General features: G+C 59.8%; 19 protein-coding genes and 2 pseudogenes. 15 read left to right on the forward strand and 6 right to left on the reverse strand.

Going from position 1 to position 22,150, the window contains the following annotated elements; translation table 11 throughout:
- Positions 1–38: 38 nt before the first annotated feature.
- Together EEB12_RS28665 and EEB12_RS28670 are read left to right on the forward strand one after the other, a co-directional pair.
- Complete coding sequence (locus EEB12_RS28665; protein ID WP_141489005.1) at positions 39–623, forward strand: hypothetical protein; 585 nt, start codon at positions 39–41, stop codon at positions 621–623.
- Between the two features lie 15 nt (positions 624–638).
- Positions 639–1,235 (forward strand): hypothetical protein, encoded by a 597-nt coding sequence (locus EEB12_RS28670; protein WP_141489006.1) that lies wholly within the window; start codon positions 639–641, stop codon positions 1,233–1,235.
- A gap of 124 nt (positions 1,236–1,359) precedes the next feature.
- On the opposite strand, the gene EEB12_RS28675 is transcribed toward EEB12_RS28670, so the two are convergent.
- On the reverse strand, positions 1,360–2,400 hold the full coding sequence (locus EEB12_RS28675; protein WP_141489007.1) for a DUF3068 domain-containing protein: 1,041 nt from the start codon (positions 2,398–2,400) through the stop codon (positions 1,360–1,362).
- Positions 2,401–2,560: 160 nt separating this feature from the next.
- On the opposite strand from EEB12_RS28675, the gene EEB12_RS28680 reads away from it, so the two are divergent.
- The 3 genes from EEB12_RS28680 to EEB12_RS28690 are packed head-to-tail and all read left to right on the forward strand — an operon-like array spanning position 2,561 to position 4,727.
- Entirely contained in the window at positions 2,561–3,049 is a 489-nt protein-coding gene (locus EEB12_RS28680; protein WP_258537438.1) for a hypothetical protein, read from the forward strand.
- On the forward strand, positions 3,046–4,128 hold the full coding sequence (locus tag EEB12_RS28685) for a hypothetical protein (RefSeq protein WP_141489008.1): 1,083 nt from the start codon (positions 3,046–3,048) through the stop codon (positions 4,126–4,128). Before EEB12_RS28680 ends, EEB12_RS28685 begins: the two co-directional genes overlap by 4 nt.
- Complete coding sequence (locus tag EEB12_RS28690) at positions 4,125–4,727, forward strand: phosphatase PAP2 family protein (protein WP_141489009.1); 603 nt, start codon at positions 4,125–4,127, stop codon at positions 4,725–4,727. Before EEB12_RS28685 ends, EEB12_RS28690 begins: the two co-directional genes overlap by 4 nt.
- Here EEB12_RS28690 and EEB12_RS28695 read toward each other — a convergent pair.
- Together EEB12_RS28695 and EEB12_RS28700 are read right to left on the reverse strand one after the other, a co-directional pair.
- Complete coding sequence (locus EEB12_RS28695) at positions 4,724–5,092, reverse strand: helix-turn-helix domain-containing protein (protein ID WP_141489010.1); 369 nt, start codon at positions 5,090–5,092, stop codon at positions 4,724–4,726. The two genes, EEB12_RS28690 and EEB12_RS28695, sit on opposite strands and share 4 nt — an antisense overlap.
- Positions 5,093–5,295: 203 nt before the next feature.
- Entirely contained in the window at positions 5,296–5,742 is a 447-nt protein-coding gene (locus EEB12_RS28700) for a helix-turn-helix domain-containing protein (protein WP_258537439.1), read from the reverse strand.
- A 291-nt stretch (positions 5,743–6,033) separates the two neighbouring features.
- Between EEB12_RS28700 and EEB12_RS28705 the strand changes: the two genes are divergently transcribed.
- The 5 genes from EEB12_RS28705 (at position 6,034) to EEB12_RS28725 (ending at position 11,761) form a co-directional block, all read left to right on the forward strand.
- On the forward strand, positions 6,034–6,861 hold the full coding sequence (locus tag EEB12_RS28705; RefSeq protein WP_258537440.1) for a hypothetical protein: 828 nt from the start codon (positions 6,034–6,036) through the stop codon (positions 6,859–6,861).
- Positions 6,858–7,355 (forward strand): hypothetical protein, encoded by a 498-nt coding sequence (locus tag EEB12_RS28710; RefSeq protein WP_141489012.1) that lies wholly within the window; start codon positions 6,858–6,860, stop codon positions 7,353–7,355. The genes EEB12_RS28705 and EEB12_RS28710 overlap by 4 nt, the downstream gene beginning before the upstream one ends.
- Positions 7,352–7,666: a hypothetical protein gene (locus EEB12_RS28715; RefSeq protein WP_141489013.1), complete on the forward strand. Its 315-nt coding sequence runs from the start codon at positions 7,352–7,354 to the stop codon at positions 7,664–7,666. Before EEB12_RS28710 ends, EEB12_RS28715 begins: the two co-directional genes overlap by 4 nt.
- A gap of 2,112 nt (positions 7,667–9,778) precedes the next feature.
- Complete coding sequence (locus tag EEB12_RS28720; RefSeq protein ID WP_141489014.1) at positions 9,779–10,726, forward strand: phospholipase D family protein; 948 nt, start codon at positions 9,779–9,781, stop codon at positions 10,724–10,726.
- A 777-nt stretch (positions 10,727–11,503) separates the two neighbouring features.
- Positions 11,504–11,761, forward strand: a complete 258-nt coding sequence (locus EEB12_RS28725; RefSeq protein WP_007733695.1) for a hypothetical protein — start codon at positions 11,504–11,506, stop codon at positions 11,759–11,761.
- Positions 11,762–12,804: 1,043 nt separating this feature from the next.
- On the opposite strand, the gene EEB12_RS30965 is transcribed toward EEB12_RS28725, so the two are convergent.
- The gene (locus EEB12_RS30965) at positions 12,805–12,939 is read right to left on the reverse strand and encodes a hypothetical protein (protein WP_256670376.1); all 135 of its coding nucleotides are present in this window, start codon (positions 12,937–12,939) and stop codon (positions 12,805–12,807) included.
- A 3,096-nt stretch (positions 12,940–16,035) separates the two neighbouring features.
- Here EEB12_RS30965 and EEB12_RS28730 point away from each other — a divergent pair.
- The 4 genes and pseudogenes from EEB12_RS28730 (at position 16,036) to EEB12_RS28745 (ending at position 19,540) form a co-directional block, all read left to right on the forward strand.
- Positions 16,036–16,818, forward strand: coding sequence for a ParA family protein (locus EEB12_RS28730; RefSeq protein ID WP_141489163.1), 783 nt, complete (start codon positions 16,036–16,038; stop codon positions 16,816–16,818).
- A gap of 158 nt (positions 16,819–16,976) precedes the next feature.
- Positions 16,977–17,129 carry a hypothetical protein gene (locus tag EEB12_RS30970; protein WP_258537441.1) on the forward strand — a complete coding sequence of 51 codons (153 nt, stop codon included), beginning with the start codon at positions 16,977–16,979 and terminating at the stop codon, positions 17,127–17,129.
- A gap of 634 nt (positions 17,130–17,763) precedes the next feature.
- Positions 17,764–18,784: pseudogene (locus EEB12_RS31085) on the forward strand (DUF2637 domain-containing protein).
- A 255-nt stretch (positions 18,785–19,039) separates the two neighbouring features.
- Complete coding sequence (locus EEB12_RS28745) at positions 19,040–19,540, forward strand: TetR/AcrR family transcriptional regulator (RefSeq protein WP_258537443.1); 501 nt, start codon at positions 19,040–19,042, stop codon at positions 19,538–19,540.
- 280 nt (positions 19,541–19,820) lie between these two features.
- On the opposite strand, the pseudogene EEB12_RS28750 reads toward EEB12_RS28745, so the two are convergent.
- Positions 19,821–20,147, reverse strand: a pseudogene (locus tag EEB12_RS28750) (ATP-binding cassette domain-containing protein); the annotation flags it as partial.
- 239 nt (positions 20,148–20,386) lie between these two features.
- Here EEB12_RS28750 and EEB12_RS28755 point away from each other — a divergent pair.
- Complete coding sequence (locus EEB12_RS28755) at positions 20,387–21,751, forward strand: GTP pyrophosphokinase family protein (RefSeq protein ID WP_141489016.1); 1,365 nt, start codon at positions 20,387–20,389, stop codon at positions 21,749–21,751.
- Between the two features lie 186 nt (positions 21,752–21,937).
- Here EEB12_RS28755 and EEB12_RS30985 read toward each other — a convergent pair whose 3' ends face one another.
- Entirely contained in the window at positions 21,938–22,069 is a 132-nt protein-coding gene (locus EEB12_RS30985; protein WP_258537445.1) for a hypothetical protein, read from the reverse strand.
- Between the last annotated feature and the right edge of the window lie 81 nt (positions 22,070–22,150).

The raw sequence follows: 22,150 nt of genomic DNA on the forward strand, positions 1-22,150 counted from the left end.
CCTGCTAAACGGCATATTTCATGAGGAAGAAGAGGCAGATGACAGTCCGAAAGCTCGTCGTGGCGGTGCTGGTGGTCGCCGTAGTCGGTCTTGTGGTCTATTCGTTCCTTTCCCGGACCAGTGACGGTGAAGCCATACCGACAACGCCGACACCGTCGACGACGTCGTCGGGCGCCGCGACCACCACGGTGCCAACCGATGTCGAGACCGTCGAACGGCCGGCTGCGGCTCATGTGGCGGAAGAAGTCGCCCGCCAGGGTCTGACTGTGGCCTTCACCTGGTACCCGTCCATTGATGCGACGCAGAACGACGCCTACGGACGCGCACGGTCCTGGCTGACGGACAAGCTCGCCGATCGCATGATCATCGACGCCCACACCGAACGCGGTCCGAGCGTGCAGTGGGCGGAGTGGGGCCGGCAGGAAGCGAAGATCATTGCCGACGTCAGTGTCGAATGCTCCGGTTGCCCTGACGACACCGACACCAGCGTCCAGCGAGTGGCCACCGTCAAACAGACCGCGATCGTAGGAACCAACACCACTACGGTCGAACCTGACACCACGGTCTGGGTCACCCTCGTCAGAGAAGGCGACCGCTGGCTCATCGACGACATCCGCTACTGATTCACTGGAGGACCCTTGTACCGAAAGAGCGTCATCGCAGCGCTGATCACTGCTGGCCTCGCCGTCGGACTGACGGCGTGCGGTAGTGACGAGTCGCCCACTGCCACACCGTCGACCACCTCGACCAGCGCGCCGACCACCACAGTCTCACCGTTCGGCGCCGAGGCAATCAGCGATCTCGGCGCCAAGATCGAACGTGACAACGCAGAAGTCATCGTTGCGACGGTGGAGGGCCGCGGCGGATCACCCGATCAGGCCCGCGCCGCCCTTCTCGCGGGTGCAGCAGAAACCGGTTGGACCTCGGGGTTGTCGATGGCCGCGCCGGCCACGGACATTCGAGACATCTTCGGTTGGCGCTTCCGGTACAACACCGGAGCTGACTCCGCCGATGCCGTCCGCGCTGCTACGAACACCTTCATGGACAACACTGCGGCAATCTCGACCCCCGCCAGCGATTCGGTCGCGTACGCGTTGGCCGTTCAGCATGCAGATCCGCGGGGCTACAACGAGAAAGAGCACTTCTACAAGAACGGGGAGACGTCGGCTTCCGAATACGCAGCAGCCCTTCCCAAGGCTCAAGCCGCGTATGCAGAGCTGCGAGACACCCAATAGCAGATCCACCCGAGGGGGACGTGTCGTCTTACCAGGTAGACCCATATTTTTTCGACGTCATTGAGAGCTGAACACAAAACGCCCGCCCCGAGCACTCGGGGCGGGCATTGGCGAACGTGGCGAGTCAGGACAACGTCGCGTCGGCCAACTCCTGCGAGGTCTGCCGGGGCTCGTTCGTCGGGGTTTCCCGGCGCCTTCCCGATGTCGCCCCGAGGTAGATTCCGCCCGCGAGGAGAAGTGCACCCGTCACGCCACCGAGGATCGGACCGTACACGGTTCCCCATTGGATGAGGCGCTTGTACTTGGATGTGAATGCGACCTGCTCAGTGAGGGTTTGGGGGTCGAAGTTCGGTACTACGTCGATGATGGTGATCGCCTGCGGATCGTTGACGTCGGTGCCCAGGTACTGGCGGTAGTGCTGCTCGACCTGGACCACACCTCCGGTGACCGGCTCGACCCACAGGTCGCGGGTGATGCCGTAGAAACGCTTCAACGTCACCGGCGCGGTACCTTCCCGCCCCAGATCAGAGGCAGGTAGGGAAACCGTTCCACTGATCAAGGTCGGTTCGATCTCCTGATGGAATCGGTAGACCGGCAACCCCTCGAGCTCAGCCTCTTCGACGAAATCCATATCGCGGGTTTCGCGCAACGTGGTGTCGAAGTAGGGATAAGACTGCTTCTGGGTGTCGAAGGGGAACTTGAACTGGTAGCCCTCGTGTTCGACCGGGTCTGCGGGCTTGTCCGCCGAACCCTGGATGGAGCCGACCGGCTCGTCGACGGCGGTTGCGGTACGCCGATCGACAGTGACCAGGTCGACGCTCGCGTTGACGATCGCGGCCTGCCCTGACCGGTCGTCGCGCGTCATCTGCACCGCGGATTGCAGTGTCACGACGTCGGCGTTCGAGGGCTCTTGAACGGTGACGAGCTGGTTGACGGTGATCGGCACAGCCGGGTCGATGACCAGCTTTCCCTTGGCGAGGGCGCCGGCGTCGAGCAACTCAGCGGTGCCGGTCGAGACGGTGGCTGCCTCGATACTCAGCGGGATCTTCACGAGCTGGTTCGCAACGTAGGTCGGTGTGAGTGCACTGGCCGTCAGCAAGAAAGCACCTGCCGCTATGACTGCACACGCTGTACCTCGGCGGGATGGACGCAAGCTAATCGACATTGCGTAGACCCTAGTGCGTCAAACGAACTACGCGGTATGGCGTCTTCCGCGGCGGGCAGCCGAGCCTCCGAGAGGTCCACCCCGACTACGAAATTCACAAACCGACCACTACCGTTACGTAGTCGGCGACAGATTGCCTGACTGTCAGGAGGCTCGTGAAGTGACAGATAACTCAACGGTGGTTCGCGCGGTCGACCGTCTGTTCCGCATCGCAGAAGGCGACGAACTGCGGTCGTTGACCGGCCTGGCCGAAGCACTCGCACGCGACCGCGGTCGCCCTCTGATCATCAGCGAAGGCCCGGATCTACCCGCCCGTGTTTTCGGCCAATGGTGCAGACATCCCGACCATGACGAAGTGAAATTCGCCAGCTGGGTCCACGCGCGAGAGCGAACGATCGCCCACGAGCTGGGTCACATCGCTCTCGGGCATATCGGGAGGCCCGCGATCGACCTCGCGATCGAAGCACTCCCCCCAGAAAGCCACGGCCTCGCGACACTGATGCTCGAGCGTGATTGCGACGACACGAGGTCTCAGGAGGAAGCCGATGCCGAAGCCTTCGGAAATCTTCTCCTGCGCCGACTGAAAGGTGGCCGGCACACCAACCGGAGCCCAGGAATCCGTTCGCGTCTCGACGAGGCGTTCGGTTGATCACTGCACTCGCCTCTCTGCTCTTGGCCATCGTCGCGGCCACACGGCTCCACCGATGGTGGTTTCGCCGGTCACTGACCCTGATAGGCGCCTTCATCGGCCTGTCCTGCATGTCGATCCACATGCTCCTCAACACCCGATCTGTGGAACTCTTCGTCGCCGACACATTCGGCGACAGCGCTCCCGCTGCCATCAAGATGCTGATGGTCTGCGGGATCTGCGTCGGCAGCGCGATCGGCTTCACTGATGTGACAAGCAAAGCCGGACACCGCAAAACGCTTGTTCGCTGGCACGTCACGGTCTCGCTGATCACCACAGTTCTGGCGTACATCTTCTTCTTCAGCCGGCCGTGGCCGGCGGACGTCGACGCTCTCACCTTCGACAACGAGTACGCATACCTTCCGGGCTTCGCCGAAGGATTGATCCTCGGGATGGCCTACCCGTTCCTCGTCGCGCTGATGATCACGGTCGTCGCCATCAGCCAGGCGGATTGGCGAACTGTCACCGGCCGAGCATTACTCCTGGTCACTCCCGGCGCAGCCATCCTCACCGCCTACGCCGCGGTGCGGATCGGATACCTCGTCGCCGCGCGATACGGATTCATCGAGCCGACACCCACACCATTCGCCATCGCTCGGTTGCTCGCCGTGTCGGGCGTCTTTTTCCTCGGCACCGGAATGGCCGGCGCACTGATCTTGAACTGGCTCGGAGCCAAGCGCCCATTCGAACAGTTCACGCCTTTACGTACGGAGATGCTGAGGCGGTGGCCCGGTGCGGAACGCGGATCCCCCGCAGGCAGCAGCGCTGGAGAGCGAACCGACGACCAGGCTGCCGAAGTCCTCGATGCACTAAGCCTGGAGGTCGAGCACAGCTCGCTGCCGGCCGGCACGCAACTCCCACCAGAAATCGCAGCACCGGCAATCGCGGACTGGCTCGTCAACGGACGTGTCGCCGACGGCCTCGGGTACAACAGTTTCTTCCCTGAGTCTGAGACCACTGATACTGACTGGGCAGCGACGCTAGGCCGCGCATATCAAATTGCAATTGAGAACGAACGAAAGATGGGCGCAGGACAATGACAGAGATCGCCACCCAAGAACCTCGCACCACGGCCGACAAAGCCGCGCGCGCAATTACCGAGGTCGGGGCGCCGTGGGTCCTCAACATTGTCGCCTCGCTGATCATCGGCATAGCTGTCGGTGCACCCGGCTGGGGAGTGTTCGTTGCGATCTTCGGAGGGGTCGTTCCGATGGTGTTCATCCTCGTAGGGATGCGCCGTGCCAAGATCAGCGATCATCACGTCACCAGAATCAACGAACGCCACATGTTGATTGCATCGCTGCTGGTAGTCACCGGAGGTGCCCTGGTCGTTCAGATCGTCGCTGGCGCACCGATCGAGATGATTGCGTTCCTCGCCTCGGGACTGGCCGCGTTGGCCGTCGCAGCCGTCATCACGAGCGTTTTTCATTGGAAAGTCAGTGGCCATGCCGGTGCCTCAGCCGCGATTGCAGTGGTCCTTGCTCTGTCGGTCTCGCCATGGTGGTACTTGGCGTTGGCGCTCACACCGGTGATCGGATGGTCTCGGATTCACCTGGGGGACCATACAAAGAGTCAGGTCGTTGCAGGAGCTATCGCAGGGGCAATCGCAGCAGGACTCACGTACATCGCGATCGTTTAGTCGTCGTCTTCACTGTCTCGACTGGCCAACCTGCGGAACGGGTCGTAAGTGCGGGCAGCGACGTATCCGTCAGTCGAATCACGCAGACCCTGAATGAACGAAATCTGATGCTTGACCGCTTCGTAAGTCTCTTCGTCACCGAAATAGTCCATCGGCACGCGAAATGCTCCGCAGATGTCTCGAACTACGTCCAACCCAGGCGAGGTTCGTTTGCCGCTGAGCAACTGCGACATGTACCCCGTGGTCATCTTGCTGCCGCCGAAACGGAGCATGTCGACGATCTCTGTCTGCGAGTACGGTCCGCGACTTCTCGGGTGAACATTCTCGAACAGGTAACGGAGCCGGTCAGCAAAAGTGCTGCTCATTACGCCGCCCAACCTTTCAGTCTCGGTGCCTCGCCGACTTGGCGAAACCATTAAGCCATCCCCACACCCATCTATCCTCGCAATCGAAAAAAACGTTAGCAACTTGCGATTGAAAGCTGCCGGACTTACGCTTGCCCCCGTCAGGGCGGGAATTTCGGCAAGAAAGGCGTGCAGTGGGACGGCCACCGGAGGGAACAGCGTACTTACGCCGGAGTTCCCGGCGGACGGCTGCGAACCCGCTCGAAGCTCGCTCGAAGCTCGGCTTCCGGAATCTCCAAAGCCTCGGCGAGTTTCTCCGCGAAGTGGTCGGTCAGGCGGGAATCACCGCGCTCGATCGCGCCGACCATAGATGTGCTGATACCTGCTCGCGCACCCAACTCAGGCTGCGTCAGACCCCGAATCACGCGCCAGTCACCCGGGTAACGATCCTCCGGCCTGATATCGACAAGATCGGAAACCGTCGTCCCCAGAACGCCGACGACACGCATCAAGACGTCGATCTGGGGAGACTGACTGCCGGATTCCCATTTGTGAATGGTCTGCAAGGACACATCGGCGAGGCGGGCGAGTTCGGGACGCGTCAGACCCCCAGCCTCGCGGAGCTTGACCAGGAGCGACGGCTGGAAGCCACGCAGTACACGTCGACTCACGCTCACCCTTTTCATCGCACCGCTTACAGATTCACTAGACACCATGCACTCCCAGCATTAGCATTCGCACATAACTTAACAATGTCATCTAGGTTTAAACGTGATGATCACAGCAATCAAGCCTAAACGCGCAAGAGGGGGGAGCGGAATGCACTGATGTGATCGGTCCCCTGACTGTTAGCCGCAGCCAGGGGACCGTCCAGCCGCCAACTGTTTAGCCACAGTCGGATCAGCCAGCGGGACTGAAGGGTTAGCCCCCGACAATCCCATGCAGATATGTGAGGACCTGCAATGAACACGTTAGATGGTGCTAGGGCTGTTCGCCTAGCTGACGCCCAATTCCATGCCCCACGAGCAGAAATCGACAGCCCCGACCTCGTTGCCGGCGGCCATCCCCGCGAGATTCTTGCCGCACATCGCCCAAACACAGACCGCACTTCGTGCACGGCCTGCGACTTCACCTACACCCCGGCACTCCCTCTGTGCCCGTCCGTCGCCGAAGCTCTCCGCGAGCTGTCCATCGGCGATACCCGGCCGCATACCAAGACGTCGCCTCTCGCCCGCTGCTCGACTGCGAAGCTGCGGGCGATGGCCAACACGCACACCGGTGAAGGTCGTTGCGCACGGTGCGGTTTCGTCTATTCAGCTCAGATGCGTCGTTGCCCGACATTGCGCAACATCGCCACAGAGCTGGAAAGCCGTGGCAGTGCGCCGATGACTCAGCCGCGGGCAGATCAAGGATTGTGCGCAGGAAAAGGGACGGGCTGGACAGTCAACGGCAATCAGTCCGCCCCGTGGAAACGAGCAATGGCTGCATGCTCGGTCTGCCCGCTACTCGCCCAGTGCACCGCTGACCTCGAGAACAGGCTCGCCGCCGGCGAAACGGTCCGCGAGCAGATTCAGGCAGCCAGACTCTTCACCGTCGATGGGCGAGAGGTTCCGCCTGAAAAGGTCGAGGAGTTCGCTGTCGCGCGAGGCCGCACGAAACGATCCAAGAAGCCCAGAAGTACACGCCGAGCGTGCGTGAAGCCGAAGGCAGCGATCCTGACTGCTGCCCCAGCCCCTGTGCCCGCACCGGCCCGACCTGCCGTGCAGCTCGCGTTGTTCGAGGCAGCATGACGAACTACTCCCCCTCCGCACTGTTGGAGGCATACGCACAGGGCATCCTCGAGCCCCCGGCCAGCGATGCTCACGCAGCGGCACACCGGTGGTCCTGGTTCGCCGACCTCTACGCCGACCCGGCATGGGGCCTGGCAACCGCGATACCCGACTTCCCGCCTATCGCAGCAGATCAGGCAGCGAACGCCTGCCGCGCGATGGCCACACAGACAGCGACAGCCGAGCAGTGGTCCGCCATCGAAACCCTCTCCGCTGCCGGGCTCGCCTCGGCACACTCACGAGCCCTGGAGTTGGTGTGGACCGCACTCGCCGACACCTGCGTCGATGCCCGCGACCACCTCGCGGGACGCGAATTCGGAGGGCTCGAGGTCATCCTCGCCGCCCTCGAAGCGATCCTCGAAAGCCATCCCGAAGAGGATGCCGCGACCTACGTCCACCAGGCCGGCACCGCATGGGCACGCCAGCTCGAATCACGTGATCGGAAGGCAGCATGAGCCACCAGATTGCATCAGACCTCGAAGGGCGCACCTGGGCAATCCTCAGTGTCGGTAACGCCATGAAAGCCCGACTACTCACCGGAACAGCACCCCGCGCCGCGATGGAACTCGACGAGGTGGTCAACACATACGGCCCGTTGATCCTCTCACCCACTCACGAGGGCAACGGATACGTACCGGTCCTCGACACCGCCGATCTCGTCGCATCCGATCCGGAAACTGCATCGGTCGAGCAGATCCGCGTCGTCGCGTCGGTTCTGCGCGGGATCCTCGATCGTCACGGGAATGCACCTGTAGGTGATCGATGACATCTCTGATTCTGGCGACTGTCATAGGCCTGATCGAGCTGGCTGGAATGGCAACTTTCACTAGGAGGCACCGAGCGAACGGCCTCATATGCATCCCATCTGTGTATCGGGATCTGAGCCACCCGACGAATTCGCTTCCGCGCAACCCGACTGAGGGAAGCGCGACAATCTGATCGATAGGACTGAGCTCGCTGCCTCGGCCGATCAGATTACGAGGTCGCGGTTGCACTGCATGGCCTTCTGGATCTGTACATCCCCGCGCGAAGGAATCATTCGTGATCGCACTCCTACTCGATGTCGCGTTGGGGTGTGCAGGTGTTGCGGGAGCGGTGTTTTCGCTTCGCGCCACACGTTCCTGACACTCGGACGAGATGGATCCGCACATCGCGGCTGGGGACGTCGTCACAGACCGATGGCGGCAAACTGTTCTCGATCAACGCCCAGCCGATTCGAGCACTGCCGGAAGGAACCCCGCTACCACCCACCGTTAATTCCGAAAGACCTTGACACACAACTCAATAGAAGCAGTCCAGAAACGACGAAACCCCCTCACGGGGGTTCGCCACACACTGAGCTAAATCAACAGCAAAAGCCATGCCGGGCTCGCTGTCACTTATGAAGCCGAAGTAGCCGCTCCGCCTTCTGTATTGCTCTTCTTCACTCACTGAAGGGATTTACCTGTGACAGGTACATCTCAGGGTAACGCACACCCTGAACCAGCCTCAACACTTCCACCAAACGACACCCGCTACAGCCTGGCGTCAAGACTCCACTCCCCCATCTCCGAAGACGAATGGGCACAAGCTGTACAACAAGCCACCGAAAACGTCGCCCATATCGAAACGCTTAACCGAACCAGCAACCAACGCGGAAACTCCTGGTCCCTCCCCATCCTCGACGGCACCTACGCCCACACCCCGACCTGGACCAGCCGCACACACTGGCAACATCAAGTCCGCACCCTCCTCAACTCCCCCACCGGGAGGAGACTCTGCACAACCCACACCATCAGCACCGAAGCCGTCTTCGCCGTCGCAGTCATCCACGCCTCCCACGCCGAAAGCGCAACCGGACGCTCAGTGACCGCCTCACGCAACACAATCGCCCGCCGTGCAGGAGTAAGTACCTCCACCCTCAAGCGCGCCCGTCGAGTCCTCACCGCCCTCGGAGTCGCGGTAGAACTCGTCCGCGGTCGCTACCTCAACCGATTCGAAGCCATGGCCGCGGAATCACACCACGGCCACCGCCAATTCCGTGCAGCATCCACCTGGGCACTCACCACACCCCGCTCCATAACCACGACTGTCACCGCTCCCTATAAGAAACCCAGAAGACCCTCCCGAGCCACACTGCGCACCGCCGCACGCCGATCCAGAACCACCACACGGAACCATCCACAATCTGGCCACCGTGACCCCCTATCCCCCTCCGGGGGATTTGCACTTAAAGCTCTTGCTTTCAAGATCTCACCAACGCGCGCACAAACACGCGCGGGCACGACAACACGCCAAACAACACCCACAACACCCCGGACAATCCATCTCCAACGCGCAGCCGCTGAACTCGTCGCCCATGCACCAGCACTCAGACCAGCCGGCCACATCGGAACAATCTGCGACATCCTCCAACGAACCTCCATCGACACTGTCCGATGGACCGGCCGCGACATCGCACACCAACTCACCACAGACACCCAAAACCGAGGCTGGACCTGGCCGAACCATATTCCACAACCAGCCGCATTCTTGCGCTGGCGACTAGCCCAAATTGACTGGTCCACGACCACCCACTCTGAAAAGAAAAACAATCACGATCGTTCCCGACGCGAAGAACAGCTCACCCGCCACGCGGAACTACGCGCGCGCAACGAAGGCGCCGCCACCGAAACAACCCGAACTGAAATTATCCGAACACTGAGGATCGATTTGCGGCGCGCTCGGTTGAGCACGACCCACCGGTCCGAATCGAAGGATCTCGGCCATCGTGATGATTACGGTAGCGACCTCCCCGCTTCCCGGCGAAACTATGTTCACAGCTGAGGGCCGCCCCGACGGAGTTGTCGACTTGATCGGCGTGATTGATCGGGGCCGTTTCGCGCTACCGTTCTAGGTTATGGGGACCAGCTTCCACGGACCGAACCCGTGGCCACACATCACTCGTGCGATCCGAACGCGAGGCCCGCGCTATGCCGCTATCCCCTATCTCGGACACCTTGCGCCCGAACTACTTCCACTTCGCAGTGGAGACTTTCTGATCGTCAATGCTTCTACCGCGGCGATCCGCGCCCACGCCACTTCACCTGCCGTTCTTGCGCACTACCTCAGCAAGGGCGTTCGCATCCTGTCGTCGTCAACACTGCACGCCAAGGTCATCGTGACGAACCAACGAGCTGTAATCGGCTCGGCGAATGCTTCTGAGAATTCCACATTCACCCATGAAGCGGTCGTCATTTCCGATGATCCTCAAGTGGTTGCCGACGGTCGCGCGTTCATCAACGATATCGACGAAACCACTTCTGTAGACCAGATATTCATCGACAACGCCGCGCGCGAATGGGCAATCGGGCGTGCCGTACCCATACCCGGCATCACCGGCCGAACGCAGAACCCCGACAACGACTTTCTTCCGACTCCGACCAATCGAGTTTTTATCAGGCAAGTCAGCGATCACAAGAACCGTTCTTCCGTGCGCATCGCAGCTGTGAAACAGACTTCAACGAAGCATCTTTCGGTCAATCCGAGCGTGAGATATCGACTCGAAACACTCAGACTCGGAAAACCAAGCAGCATGGCTCGTGGGGACGTCGTCATCCGCATCTCCACGGACAACGAATTGGTACTGCCACCCGCTGTCGTGATATCCAACCAGGATCGAATACCTGACTCCACCAGTCAATTTCAGTTCTTTCTCCGCGTTCGCAACGACCTGCTACCGCTTCCTATGGCAGACACCGAGAGGTATCTCGTCGATGTCGGGTACCCCAGCGCACAACTGCGGTCCAACCACTACGTTCGCTCGCTCCGTCTTCGGGCCGAACTGTTGGCGTTGTGGAACCTTTGAGTCCTGAGAAACGAATGTTGACGGAATGCGAAGTATTCCTTCGAGTGCGCGAAGACCGCACCGACGATTTGTCGATCCGAGCAATGCACTCACGGAAGTCGAACGACGCACGACTCTAATGTTCGAATCCGGTGAACGAAATCCTTTGCGCAACTGCGATAAAGAACATTCAGCGCGACAATGCACGCGGATCGACCACACCCCAACCGAAGTCCTGTCACGATTCGCAGGCGAACACGAACGCACAAACCCTCCCCGCCGGAAACACACGTTCGGCAATTGACAGGTTGAGGTGCCTTCCCGGATCTTTCAGGTGCTCCTCTCGACATGTGACCCGAGCTAATCGAGCTCACAGACGCACCATTGACTGTCCACAGGCCCCCTGTCGCCATCCATCTCCGCGACACACGGCAGCAGGCCGAGGAAGCGCCGTCCAACACGCGCGTTACGTAACCCCTCCCCCGCCTTCAGCCGCATATGAACCTCCCCGGCGTCTGGCAGCATGAGAGCCAGCATCTCCATCCGCTCCCGAAGAATCCAACCCGATTCCGACGCTAGACCCATCATCGAACCGCCGACCGCCAACGCACCCAAACTCCACCTTCAGCGAAGCCGCAGAGGTGGTCCGTCAAGCCCCTCCCTGGTCGGGCCGGCGGCGGGCTGTGAGGCGGGCCGCCGCAAAATCACTCAGAACTCCATGGCAACATCAACCACACGCGACACACCGAACAAGCGCGCCTACCCGTATCAGTTACAGATTGGTTCTAGTCTTTCCTCATGGCACAGCACAACAAGGGACCTCGCGGACACATCGCGACTCGTGCTCCCCTCAAGCAGCACAAGGTGTACGAGGATCGGGCCGCCGAACTCGGAATCCCTGCTGGGGATTACTCCGTGCTCATATTGGCCATCACCCACGGACTGGACATCCCGGACTACATCATCGACAAACTGCATCCGGACCAGCTGAGACTTCTCGAGGTCGAGGCAGCTGGATCACTACGTCGCATCGAGCAACTTGCGGTCGGCGCATGAACTATCCCTAGACAGCGAACAACCCCCAGGGCTTGGCGGCATCGGGGGCTGTCCGTTTATGCGGTTGTGAGAGCTTCCCAGCTCCCTGACCACCACTAACCCAGTGAAGGAAGAGGCGGTGACCACCACTACCTCGAAAGGAAGAGGCGGTGCTTACTCGATGCTATCGCAGAAACGCAATTCCGCCATACTCGCGGACGTGTTCACGGTGTCATTTTTGGCACGTCCAGATCACATTTCAGCTTTCATGGCGACCGGATCACACTTCTGCGTCCCGAATGTCCCATCCGAGCAAGCCAGCACCGTACCCATGGCGGTACCGATGTGCGGCCGCCGGATCGAACAGACCTCCCGAACAACCGCGGCCGTAACGCGCGTACAGCGGATCCGCAGACAGGGAGGCCGCCCCTAGCCGAAAACGAACGAAGTGCCCCGATACCTAACTAAACAGCGCAGACCTCTTGAAAAGCACAAAGGCCCCCGAAGGGGGTGATTGGGAGCGGACCGCATCGCGGCGAAATAAGGACTGGCAGGTCCTTGACGTCGACTGAGAACTGGCAGGTTCTCCGACATCTGTTCTCGAACATTCTCGAGAGGTGAGCTTCGAAAGTTAGCGCTTTCTCTGCTCGTACTGCATCCCCTGGAAGGGACTTACCTATGGCAGGTACGTCTCAGGGTAGCGCATACCCTGAATACAGCCCAACTCATTCCATATCACCAACCTTCGGCGTGTCGCACATCGGCACCCAATCCACGGTCCCTCAATCGACAGAAGTCGACGAATGGCAAGCGGCAGTCGACGATGCCCTCTCACGTATCGCGCGCCTCGAATCCGCTACACGGCAACTCAACGAGTCCACTGACCAGCGAGGACGGTCTTGGTCCCTACCTGTCGAACCAACGGAACAAGCACGCGTTCCAGTGTGGACATCACGCAGGGAATGGCTCCGCCAATTCCGGCATCACACCACCAGCCCGGCCGGCAAGGCGCTGTGCGCGCACAACCTGATCAAGCCAGACAAGGCTTACGCAGTGGCACAAGCTCACGCACATTTCGCCGAATCCCACACCGGCCGCGGGGTCTCCGCAGCGAAATCGACGATCGCTGCCCGCGCCAAAGTCAGCGAATCCTCTGTCAACCGCGCCAGGCGAGTGCTCATCGCTCTGGGAATGGGCATCGAACACGTCCGGGGACGGAACCTCAAAACCCTGGAATTTCTGGCTGCTGAAGCCCATCACGGGGGTCAACAGCACCGCGCAGCATCGACATGGTCACTGTCATCCCCTCGAACAATCGTGGCAACGACACCTCAGCGCAAACTCGCCAAGACGCGACCGTCTCGCGCCTCTGAAAGAGCAACCCGCCACAGAGCTCGCAACTCTCTGAGGCCCGACGTCAATCGCGTCGATCAGCCCCACAGCAGTCGACCAGGGCCGATAGGAACTGACACCCTATCTAGTGTTGGTTTTTTATCTTTCGAAGTTCTTCCGTTAGGAAGAACTCACCAACGCGCGCACGCGCGAGCCCAGCTCACAACAAAAAAACGAAGCACTTCTCGGATCACACCCCGGCCTCTGGCACTTCAGAGGACTGCAGCCGAACTCGTCAACCACGCGCCTGCTCTCAGGCCGACCGGACATATCGGTGCAATCTGTGATCTTCTCCGCGATGTCAAGATCGATACGACGCGATGGACAGGACGAGACATTGCACAGACGCTTTCCCGAGACACAGCAGATCGGGGGTGGATCTGGCCAACAAGATCAAGCTTGATCTCACCGGTGGCATACCTCAGACGCAGGCTCGATGGGATCGACTGGACCGGAGAATCACCCAGTGAACAGCGTAAATCAGCCGACCTGGCGCGAAAGAGGGAACAAGAATTACTTAAAAACTCACATGTTCAGCGTACGAAAATGGCAGCGAACCCGGAGCACCGCGCCAAGATCCTAGCCAGCATTCGGGCACATCTGACATGCAAGCAGCAACACTGAGGCTTTCCTGGCCCCAATTCAGCCAAGCAATACGCGTCCGAAAAACACGCCTCACGATGATCGACCTGCGTTGCCGAGAAGTGTTGCGGTCCGTGGCACGGCACCCTGATCGCCACGGGGTCTAAATACTCATGGCGAGGTTGATCGGGACACAAAGATCCAAGAGGTCAACATTTTGATCTAATACGCGGAGCTCACAGCCATTTTCGGAGAACTGACCCTGCCCGAACCAGACAATGGCGGGCTGGCGGTCCGCTTCTCTGCGCTTGAAGAACGGTGCGTTGGTACTGGTTCAACATTCGAGAAGAGGTCCAAACGACTGCCGTTTCCTCCAATACAGACGCGTCCGTAGGTATTCGGATCGTCTATCGGTCATATCTCTCCGAGACATTTACCTGACTGAGAAACTTGATTTGCGCAGGTAAGCGGCTTTTGGTGCAGAGAAGGATGGTGCGATCACAGCGTGTGACGCATGCTTTGCGAGGCATTCTGGTCGCGCATGCCATACATGCAATGCGTGCGTTGCAAGGCATGCATTGCATGTATGGCAACGCTGTTGCGTGAAACGGTGGGCCACCTTGTGTCGTTCGTAGCCGTCGACACGGCAGAGCCGGCGGGCTGCACGGGATACTTGTAGATGGGAAGCTGTCTCCATCCCCTCCCCCACTCGGTCGAGAAGTGCGTGTGTTTGGGCGTAGCGATTCACGCGTCGCTGTATTCGACATGTGCCCACCCAAAAGTTCTGCGCGCAAGGCGGCGAAATCAAGCCTGATGGAATTGATTCTTCCCACCCAATCCCCAAGCCTAATTGCGTCACTGTGACGTAAATTTAATGCCTGCTCGGACTCGCTTCGGTCATTCCACCTCGGCCGAATTTCGACTGATCCGGATCTCGACACGTCCCTTCCCTTACACCTCAGGGTTCACACCGCGACCTACCTTTCGCGCAAAACTTTCGTTTCGCCGCGGGCCCCGTTGTGTCCTGAGATGATTCCGCAATGTTTTCCGTGAGTTGGATGACCACCCCGACTTGCAGTGAATCGGCTGTATCTCTCAATAGAATTGGGCCCCCTCCCCCTCGATCAGTGCGGTTGTTCGGCCCATGCATGTCTCACTTCACGATCCGTGCGCTTCATGTGAGTCCTTCTGGCCTCGATGTTCGGACCCTGATGGAATGAAGTATGTTCGGGCCTTCGGCGGGGTACAGGCTTCCATTGACGTGCCCCCGGCGCGGACATCAGAAAATTTCTGAAGTGGCAGGCTGTCTTACCTGCCTCGCGAGGTTGGCCCGTTCCTTCCATCCTTGCAAGGGCGATGCATTGGCGGATGGCTGGGCAAGACCGCTCGCGACGGTTGAGCAATTTGTTCTGCGCGCACATCGGAGATTGCCGATTCCGACAAATCCGCCTTTAGTCAGTTGGCTGCGCATTAGCGTCCCTTCGACTTCCGCGAAAATCTGACGGCGACGGACTGTCACACGTTTCGATTCGGTGTCTGGAACGTCGCGCTATCTGGTAATCGTGGCAGCCAAGCTGCTCTCGGTCGACCGAGCTTTCGCAACAATGTGTGTCGCGCGCGGGTGATGTTTCGATTCGTTCGATGCCAGTGAGCGCATTGACCTGCTATTTTGCATTTTCACGCAATGCGTGTACTGCGTGCACTGCATGCAGAAGTGAAAGACGTGCAATGCATGCAAGGCGTGTTCGGCTAGCGCTGCGTGGTATGCGTGAATACTTCGTATAAGACGCGGTGCGTGCTTTGCATGCGTTGTGTGGACCGCATGCAAAGCACCGCGTGCGTGCGGAGGGAGCGCCGCGATCAGTGCGTGCATTGCATGCCGTGCGTTGCATGTAATGTGTGCTTGGAGTGCGAGGTAAGCATTGCGTGCAAAGGATGCGGGGCATGCATGCGGAGCAGGAATAGCATGTCGAGCACGACATGCACGGGGTGCGCTGCACGCATAGTCCGCATTGCACGCGTTGGACGCAAGGCGTGCACCCGACGCAAATCGTGCAAGACACGCACAGAGTGCAATGCTTGAACGTCACGCATTACACGCGTGTTACGCTACGCGCGCACGTAATGCACAGTGTGCGTGGTTAGCGAGCGGAGCAGACGCGGCATGCAGTGCTCAGATTGCTTGTAACGCACAGTCTGCATGCAACCCACGTACAGCGTGGATTGCGCACACAGCAAGCAATGCACATATTGCATGCAGCGCGTGGATTACACGCAATGCACGCCTCGCAAATGTCAACGCCCTCGATGAAAGGTCCGCAATGCAGCCACGCAAAATCGCACTCGGCAACCAGAAGGGTGGCGTAGGCAAGACCGCCTCCACTCTCGGGCTTGCCAGCGCCATCACCGCGATCGGCGGAAAAGTACTTGTCGTCGACATGGACCAACAGGGCAATACGACCGGCGGCCTTGGCGTCACTCTCGAAGAGGGCATGATGACGGCTTACCACCTCATGAACCAGACCAGGGAAGGCATTGCAGCCGAGGCGATCATTGCCACCCCATGGGATGGCGTCGACCTCATTCCCGCAGACGAAGAGCTCGGCAAAATCGAATCGGATGGGTCGAATGACTTGGTGTTTCGCCTAGACGTTGCGTTCGAAGGGCTCGACCTTTCTCCTTACGATGCTGTGCTTTTCGACTGCCCCCCCAATATGGGCAAGGTGCTGTTCGCGGTTCTTATTGCAGCAGATGGCGTCGTCGCCATCACTGAACCCACAATCGACAGTGTCGGCGGCGTTCAGAAGCTCGAAGAGACAATCGACACCGTTCGTAAACGGGCAAATCCGAAACTGGAATTCGACAAGATCGTGATCAGTCGTAAGCGATCCACCGGCGAACATGAGTTCAGAGAGAGCGAGCTCCGGGAAACCTACGGCTCACTCGTCGCCAAGACATCGATCCCGGAACTCGCGGCCCGCCAGGACGCGCACTCGAATCGCACTCCGATCCACCAGTTCAAGGGCGGGAAAGCATTGACGCTGCAACTTGCCTACAGTGACTTGCTCGCTGAGTTGCCCATCGTGATCGGAGCCCCGGCATGAGCGTGAAGCGGGAACCTGCCATTCGTAAGACACATCCGGCTGAACTCATCCCGGAACGTCCGCCCAGGGGAGACGCGACCCCTGCGGCACCTGCAGCTACGCCACCATCGCCTTCAGCGGATCTCAGCGCCCGCAAAGATGAGGAGGAGAAGCTGTCGATGACCCACAACACGCGCATCAAACCATCGACCAAAGATCGCCTCCGACGTGGTGTCGACAAATTGCGGTACGAGACTGGCGATCGCGAAATCAGTGAGGCATCGATGACCGAGGCTGCGCTGGACGAATACTTGAAGGTCAGGGGACTGTAGCGGATTGCGTGCACGCAGTGCACTGCGTGCACGCAATCGTAGATTGTCTTTGATTCTTGGTTATGGAGTCCTGTCACGGGCGAGGGCATCTTGTGTGTCGGCTGGAAGACCTAGTTAGAGGCGCTTACCGCGACAGCCGAATAGGCTATGCACGCGGGAGGCATTCCAAGGACCTCGATATGGCCGGCCATCGAGCGCGAGCGGGAAGCGAACCGCCCCTGGTGGGAAGTCCTTGCTGGGTGCGTGCAATGCCACGTCCCTCCCATCTGCTGACATTCCGTTCTGTAGAACTCGGAAGCCTTGGCAGCGCAAAGCCTCGAGCAAATTGCGTGAACAATCCGCTGCAGTCACGCAATTCTCACGCAAAATTGCAGACCACCCCACGTCCCTCTGAGATCAACACGCACGCAGCTGGAACGACATCCCCGACGTGTGCTTTAAGTGCGACGCAGAAAGCATTAGTCGACGCTCGGATGCGACCACTAGAAATCGCTGTCAACCCTCTCCGTGCGCAACGCGGACGAAACGCAGGAGTTCAACCAGAAGAATCTTCCGAAACCAGGAGGAGTCCCGCCGGCGGCAACCAGCGGGACTCCAGACCGAGAACCCCCCTTGCAGGAAGGAAAACCCGATCATGGGTGATTTTAGTCTGCGCGCAGCGCGGATCCAGCTTGGAGCACTGATCGCCTCACTTTTCATCGCGATTTTCATCGCGATTTTCATCGCGATTTTCATCGCGATAAGAATCACCGCCGGCGCATTTGTCCTTTCCTTTGCAGTTCAGCGGGACCTCGCGCGCCAAGGAACCATCCCCGAAAACCTCGCGTGGATCTTCCCGTCATCGTTGACAGTGCAATCTTCGGATCCACCGTGGCCATCGTCATTCTGAGCAAACTGAAGATGCATCGGCGCGACAAGTACTTCTACGTTGCTGTTGCTGTTGCGGTGGTCGCGATCGGCATCCTCGGGAACGCCTACCATGCGTTCCACTCTGCAACAGTTGCGCAACAGGCCGTCGCGGCAGGTCAGAGTATTGGCTACTCGCCTCTCGCCCCAGCCGTTGCAGCCATGATCGCGGTCATCCCGCCGGTGCTCGTACTCGCCTTCACGCACGGTCTGGGAATCCTGATCAAAGCAACGGGTATGCATATTCCGACTACAAGATCGAGATCGACAATGCTGCCGCAGGTGTGGGTGTGGGTGTGGGTGTGGGTGTGGGTGCGGTTGCTACGCAAAGCGTCGTCATGCGCAGCGAAACAGCTGTAGGAGCCCAGCATTCTTTAGGCGTCGTAGAAACGCATGGCGCGCCGGAAAGCGCTCCGCATCCGAGCCCCTCCGAACAAACGGGGTCCTCAGTGGACCCGGAGCCGTCGAACCCAGAGGCGGTGGCGCACGCCGAACTCGAATGATTCATTGCCACATCGGACCTGCCCGACGCTGTCAAGGACACCGCACGACGCAAGCTCGCGGACCCGACTCTCACCTGGGAGATGATCGCCCAGACATCCAACCCGCCTGTTGCAACATCGACCTCGTGGCGTCGATACGAAAAGTTCGATACCGCGGCCCGAGCTGCTGGCTTCGACTACCCGCCGCTCATCGACATGCGAGCCTCCGATACCCAGTTCACCGACCAACTCGTCACTACAGCGTGAGTAGCGCCGGAACCCAGCAGCGCCAAAGTCTCCGAGGGGCAGGAAACGCGCCATCATGGAGGGTGACCACAGCAGAGTCTCCTCAGATTGCAGGTGAAGAACCCGCATTGACTAACCCAGACGACCGACTCCACTTGATCGTTCCGTCCGCACAACGTCACCGACCCCGACAACAACGAGCGGCACGACACGAAGGTAAAGATCCTCAGGGCAGCTGCACGAACCTTCTCGATCGATGGGTATGCCGCTATCTCGTTGAACGCAATCATCGCGGAGGCTGCCTCCACGAAAGGAGCGGTGTACTTCCACTTCGATTCCAAGGAAGCGATTGCGCGAGAACTCATCAACCACTGGTTGACCGCGCTCCGCCGAACCCGACAATTAACCGACGAATCAGCAATACCGGCGATCGAGCAGCTGGCTGCATTCTTCAACGATTCAGCGGCACTTATAGTTGACGATGCCCTGGCCCGGGCTGGCCTCAGGCTCACGACAGAAGCAAGTCTCGATACCGCCCGGCCCGCGTTCCGTGAGTGGGTGGAACTCGTCAGTCGACTCGTCAATACCGCGATGGCAGACGGACAGCTTCCCGCCTTCGCCGCCCAGCGTCTGGAAGCGAATCTGTGCGGGATTTATCGGCGCGGGTCAAGTGATGCAGGTACTCGGGGACCCAGGAGATTTCACTTCGCGCATCGACGACCTAGTGAAAGCGTATTTGATCTCAGATGCGTAGTCCGCGCACTGGCGAGGTCGTGAGTAGGGGAGCGGAACCGGACTCTATCTTCGAGGTGACGTTGCCAACCGTGTACACGGTGTACTGCAATTCTCGACGTCAGCGAGGAAGTCGGGCCGTCGTGGTGACAGCGTGCCGGTCCGAAGCTGAGTTCTCGACTCCAGAGAGGGGCAGGACCGGTTCGGCAGAAGTATCTTCGGACGCGATTGTCCCTTCGCCAGTGAGCCGTCGACCGCGAGTGTGCGAGCTCGGGCTGGCCGCGAGCAGGGCTCAGGTGTACGGGTGAGCAGGTGCCGTCAAGATCTACCGTGACGCGCTCTGCTCGATGATGTGCCCGTGTTGGATGACGGCTATGCGGCCGGCCAGTGCTACCACCACGGCGAGGTGGTGGCGGATGAGCAGCAGCGCTGTTCCGTCTTGTCGCAGTCGGCCGAGATGTGAGAGGTTGCGTGCCTGAACTGTGGCGTCGAGGGCCGTCGTCGGCTCGTCGACTATCAGAATCCTAGGTGTGGCGGCCAGCGCCGACGCGAGGAGCGCGCGCTGCCGGAGGGCACCGGAGAGTTCGTGTGGGGACGACGACATACGAGAAACAGCATCTGGGACGCCGACGCTACACAGCAGTTCCGCTGCTGCATCGGCACGTTCGGGTTCGACAGGGGTTCCGTCACTTCACGGCCGATGGTGCGAAGTGGATCCAGAGAGCGTCCGGCGACAGATTCTCCGGAACCCGACTAGCCCACGAGGGCTAGGCATGGGCCTGCTGCCGAATGCAGGTCGACGCAGGCCAGCGATAGCTGACTCATCAGAGGGTGGGCGCGGCCTCGAACCATAGACTTTGGGGCATAGGTAGCGACTGCAGAGAGGCGGACATGGGAGTCATCGAAGACTTCGTGGGAGAGTACGAGCGGCAGTTCGACTTTTGGGAAGCCTCGGCCCGTACAGCGCGTAGCCTGCTGGAGGCTGAGCTGGGCAGTTCCGGTCTCCGGGCAATTGTCACGAGCCGGGCCAAGTCTGTCGACCGACTGCTCGACAAGCTCCGGCAACGAAACCTGGACAATTCATACGATTCTGCCGCTGATATTCAGAAGGACATCGTGGACTTGGCTGGCGTGCGTGTCGCCCTCTATTTCCCCGGGCAGATGGACGAGGCAGAGCAGATCATTCGATCGGTATTGGATGTGCATCACGCGAAGGCTTTCCCTTCTAAGCACGCTTCGACGGGAAATCCAATTGGGATCACCCCGTCTGCTACAAGCGGCGGTGCGGCATTACCCTTGGCGTCCACACCAGTGCGCCCGCCGAGGTTCTCGGGCTATGGCGCAAGACACTTTCGCGTTCACATTCCGTCATCAAGACTGAGCGCGGAGCAGCAAAGATACGCATCCGCTCTGATCGAGGTGCAAGTTGCCTCCGTCCTCATGCACGCGTGGTCCGAGGTGGAACACGATCTCGTGTATAAACCGCTGGAGGGCGAGCTGTCGACGTCGGAATATGGGCTCCTCGATCAGCTCAACGGTCTTGTTCTGGCAGGGGAAATTGCGCTTGAACAGCTTCAAATGGCAGGAGATCAGCGGGTCGCTGGTGCACGAACGCCATTTCGAGATCACTACGAACTTGCCGAGTTTCTTCGGACGCGTCTCGCGGCATCGGGAATCGACCCCACCGACGCAACTTTGGGGCGGGTCGACGTGTTGTTCACCTTTCTTGCCGACCAGAAATCGGCGACGGCAGGGTCCATCAAGCCCTACTTGGATCTGCTGGAGCAGGATTTTGAACGTCGACCGGTTGCTGACCAGCTCGCAGATTTGATGCTCTCCGGTGACGCGTCTAGGTACAGGGCATATTCCAGGGCGATGTTGGGATCTCGACACGCGTCGAATTTCCGAGGGACGACGCTATCGGATGTGAAGGAAAACTCTCCCGAGACTTTGGCCCTTGGTCGGTTCGTCACCGCATGGGTGGTGCTTGAGTCGCTACTCAACGACCTAGACGAGTCCGATGGCAGAAAGCCCCAGCCGCTGCCGGGCTTGATAAGGCGGCTCGTCGAGACGAAGTTGGTGTCGGAAGAGCAGTCTGAGGAGCTGCAAATGTTGCGTGAAATGCGAAATCGAGTCCTTCACGGACGGGGAGGCGATGTCCCCACTCAACGCTTGACGGAAGCCGCTTCGCGGTTGGGGGACCTCACGCGAAGCATTGAACTCGGAGTGAAGAACAGGAGACAGCGACGACCCTGATTCGAGCGATAAGGTTCAGTAGTCGTCGCCCGGCAGTTCTCTGAGAGTCGTGCCGGCTGCGTGGAGACCGTCACCTTAGTCGTTGACTATCGCAAGGTTTTCGTACTGCTGATCGAGCAGTGCCGCGATCCTCCTCCGCGTGAGCGATGCCGACCACGCCGTTGAAGCAGCTCGGGATGCGCGCAATCAACCCTGCCGCAACGCCCACGACGCCCGTGCCGAGCATTCCGCGCCCAAGTCACGACACTCCGCAGCGTGCCAGTAAACGAATGCCGACAAGCCGATCGAGCTCAAGCGCGCTCGTGCGTCGTCTGCCATGGCGGCAAGGCTACTGTCGGTCGAGACGAGTCTCCTGGTCGAGTCGACAGATGGGTGCGTGCAACCGGTACCGATATGCAT

It is taken from the genome of Rhodococcus sp. WS1, assembly GCF_003797745.1.
Lineage (GTDB): Bacteria > Actinomycetota > Actinomycetes > Mycobacteriales > Mycobacteriaceae > Rhodococcus_F > Rhodococcus_F erythropolis.

Coding starts and splice junctions, on each gene's coding strand:
- EEB12_RS28665 (WP_141489005.1), top strand. CDS start 39: ATGACAGTCCGAAAGCTCGTCGTGGCGGTGCTGGTGGTCGCCGTAGTC.
- EEB12_RS28675 (WP_141489007.1), bottom strand. CDS start 2,400: ATGTCGATTAGCTTGCGTCCATCCCGCCGAGGTACAGCGTGTGCAGTC.
- EEB12_RS28690 (WP_141489009.1), top strand. CDS start 4,125: ATGACAGAGATCGCCACCCAAGAACCTCGCACCACGGCCGACAAAGCC.
- EEB12_RS28695 (WP_141489010.1), bottom strand. CDS start 5,092: ATGAGCAGCACTTTTGCTGACCGGCTCCGTTACCTGTTCGAGAATGTT.
- EEB12_RS28705 (WP_258537440.1), top strand. CDS start 6,034: ATGAACACGTTAGATGGTGCTAGGGCTGTTCGCCTAGCTGACGCCCAA.
- EEB12_RS28710 (WP_141489012.1), top strand. CDS start 6,858: ATGACGAACTACTCCCCCTCCGCACTGTTGGAGGCATACGCACAGGGC.
- EEB12_RS28715 (WP_141489013.1), top strand. CDS start 7,352: ATGAGCCACCAGATTGCATCAGACCTCGAAGGGCGCACCTGGGCAATC.
- EEB12_RS28720 (WP_141489014.1), top strand. CDS start 9,779: ATGGGGACCAGCTTCCACGGACCGAACCCGTGGCCACACATCACTCGT.
- EEB12_RS28725 (WP_007733695.1), top strand. CDS start 11,504: ATGGCACAGCACAACAAGGGACCTCGCGGACACATCGCGACTCGTGCT.
- EEB12_RS30965 (WP_256670376.1), bottom strand. CDS start 12,939: ATGCCCATTCCCAGAGCGATGAGCACTCGCCTGGCGCGGTTGACAGAG.
- EEB12_RS28730 (WP_141489163.1), top strand. CDS start 16,036: ATGCAGCCACGCAAAATCGCACTCGGCAACCAGAAGGGTGGCGTAGGC.
- EEB12_RS30970 (WP_258537441.1), top strand. CDS start 16,977: ATGACCCACAACACGCGCATCAAACCATCGACCAAAGATCGCCTCCGA.
- EEB12_RS28755 (WP_141489016.1), top strand. CDS start 20,387: ATGGGAGTCATCGAAGACTTCGTGGGAGAGTACGAGCGGCAGTTCGAC.
- EEB12_RS30985 (WP_258537445.1), bottom strand. CDS start 22,069: ATGGCAGACGACGCACGAGCGCGCTTGAGCTCGATCGGCTTGTCGGCA.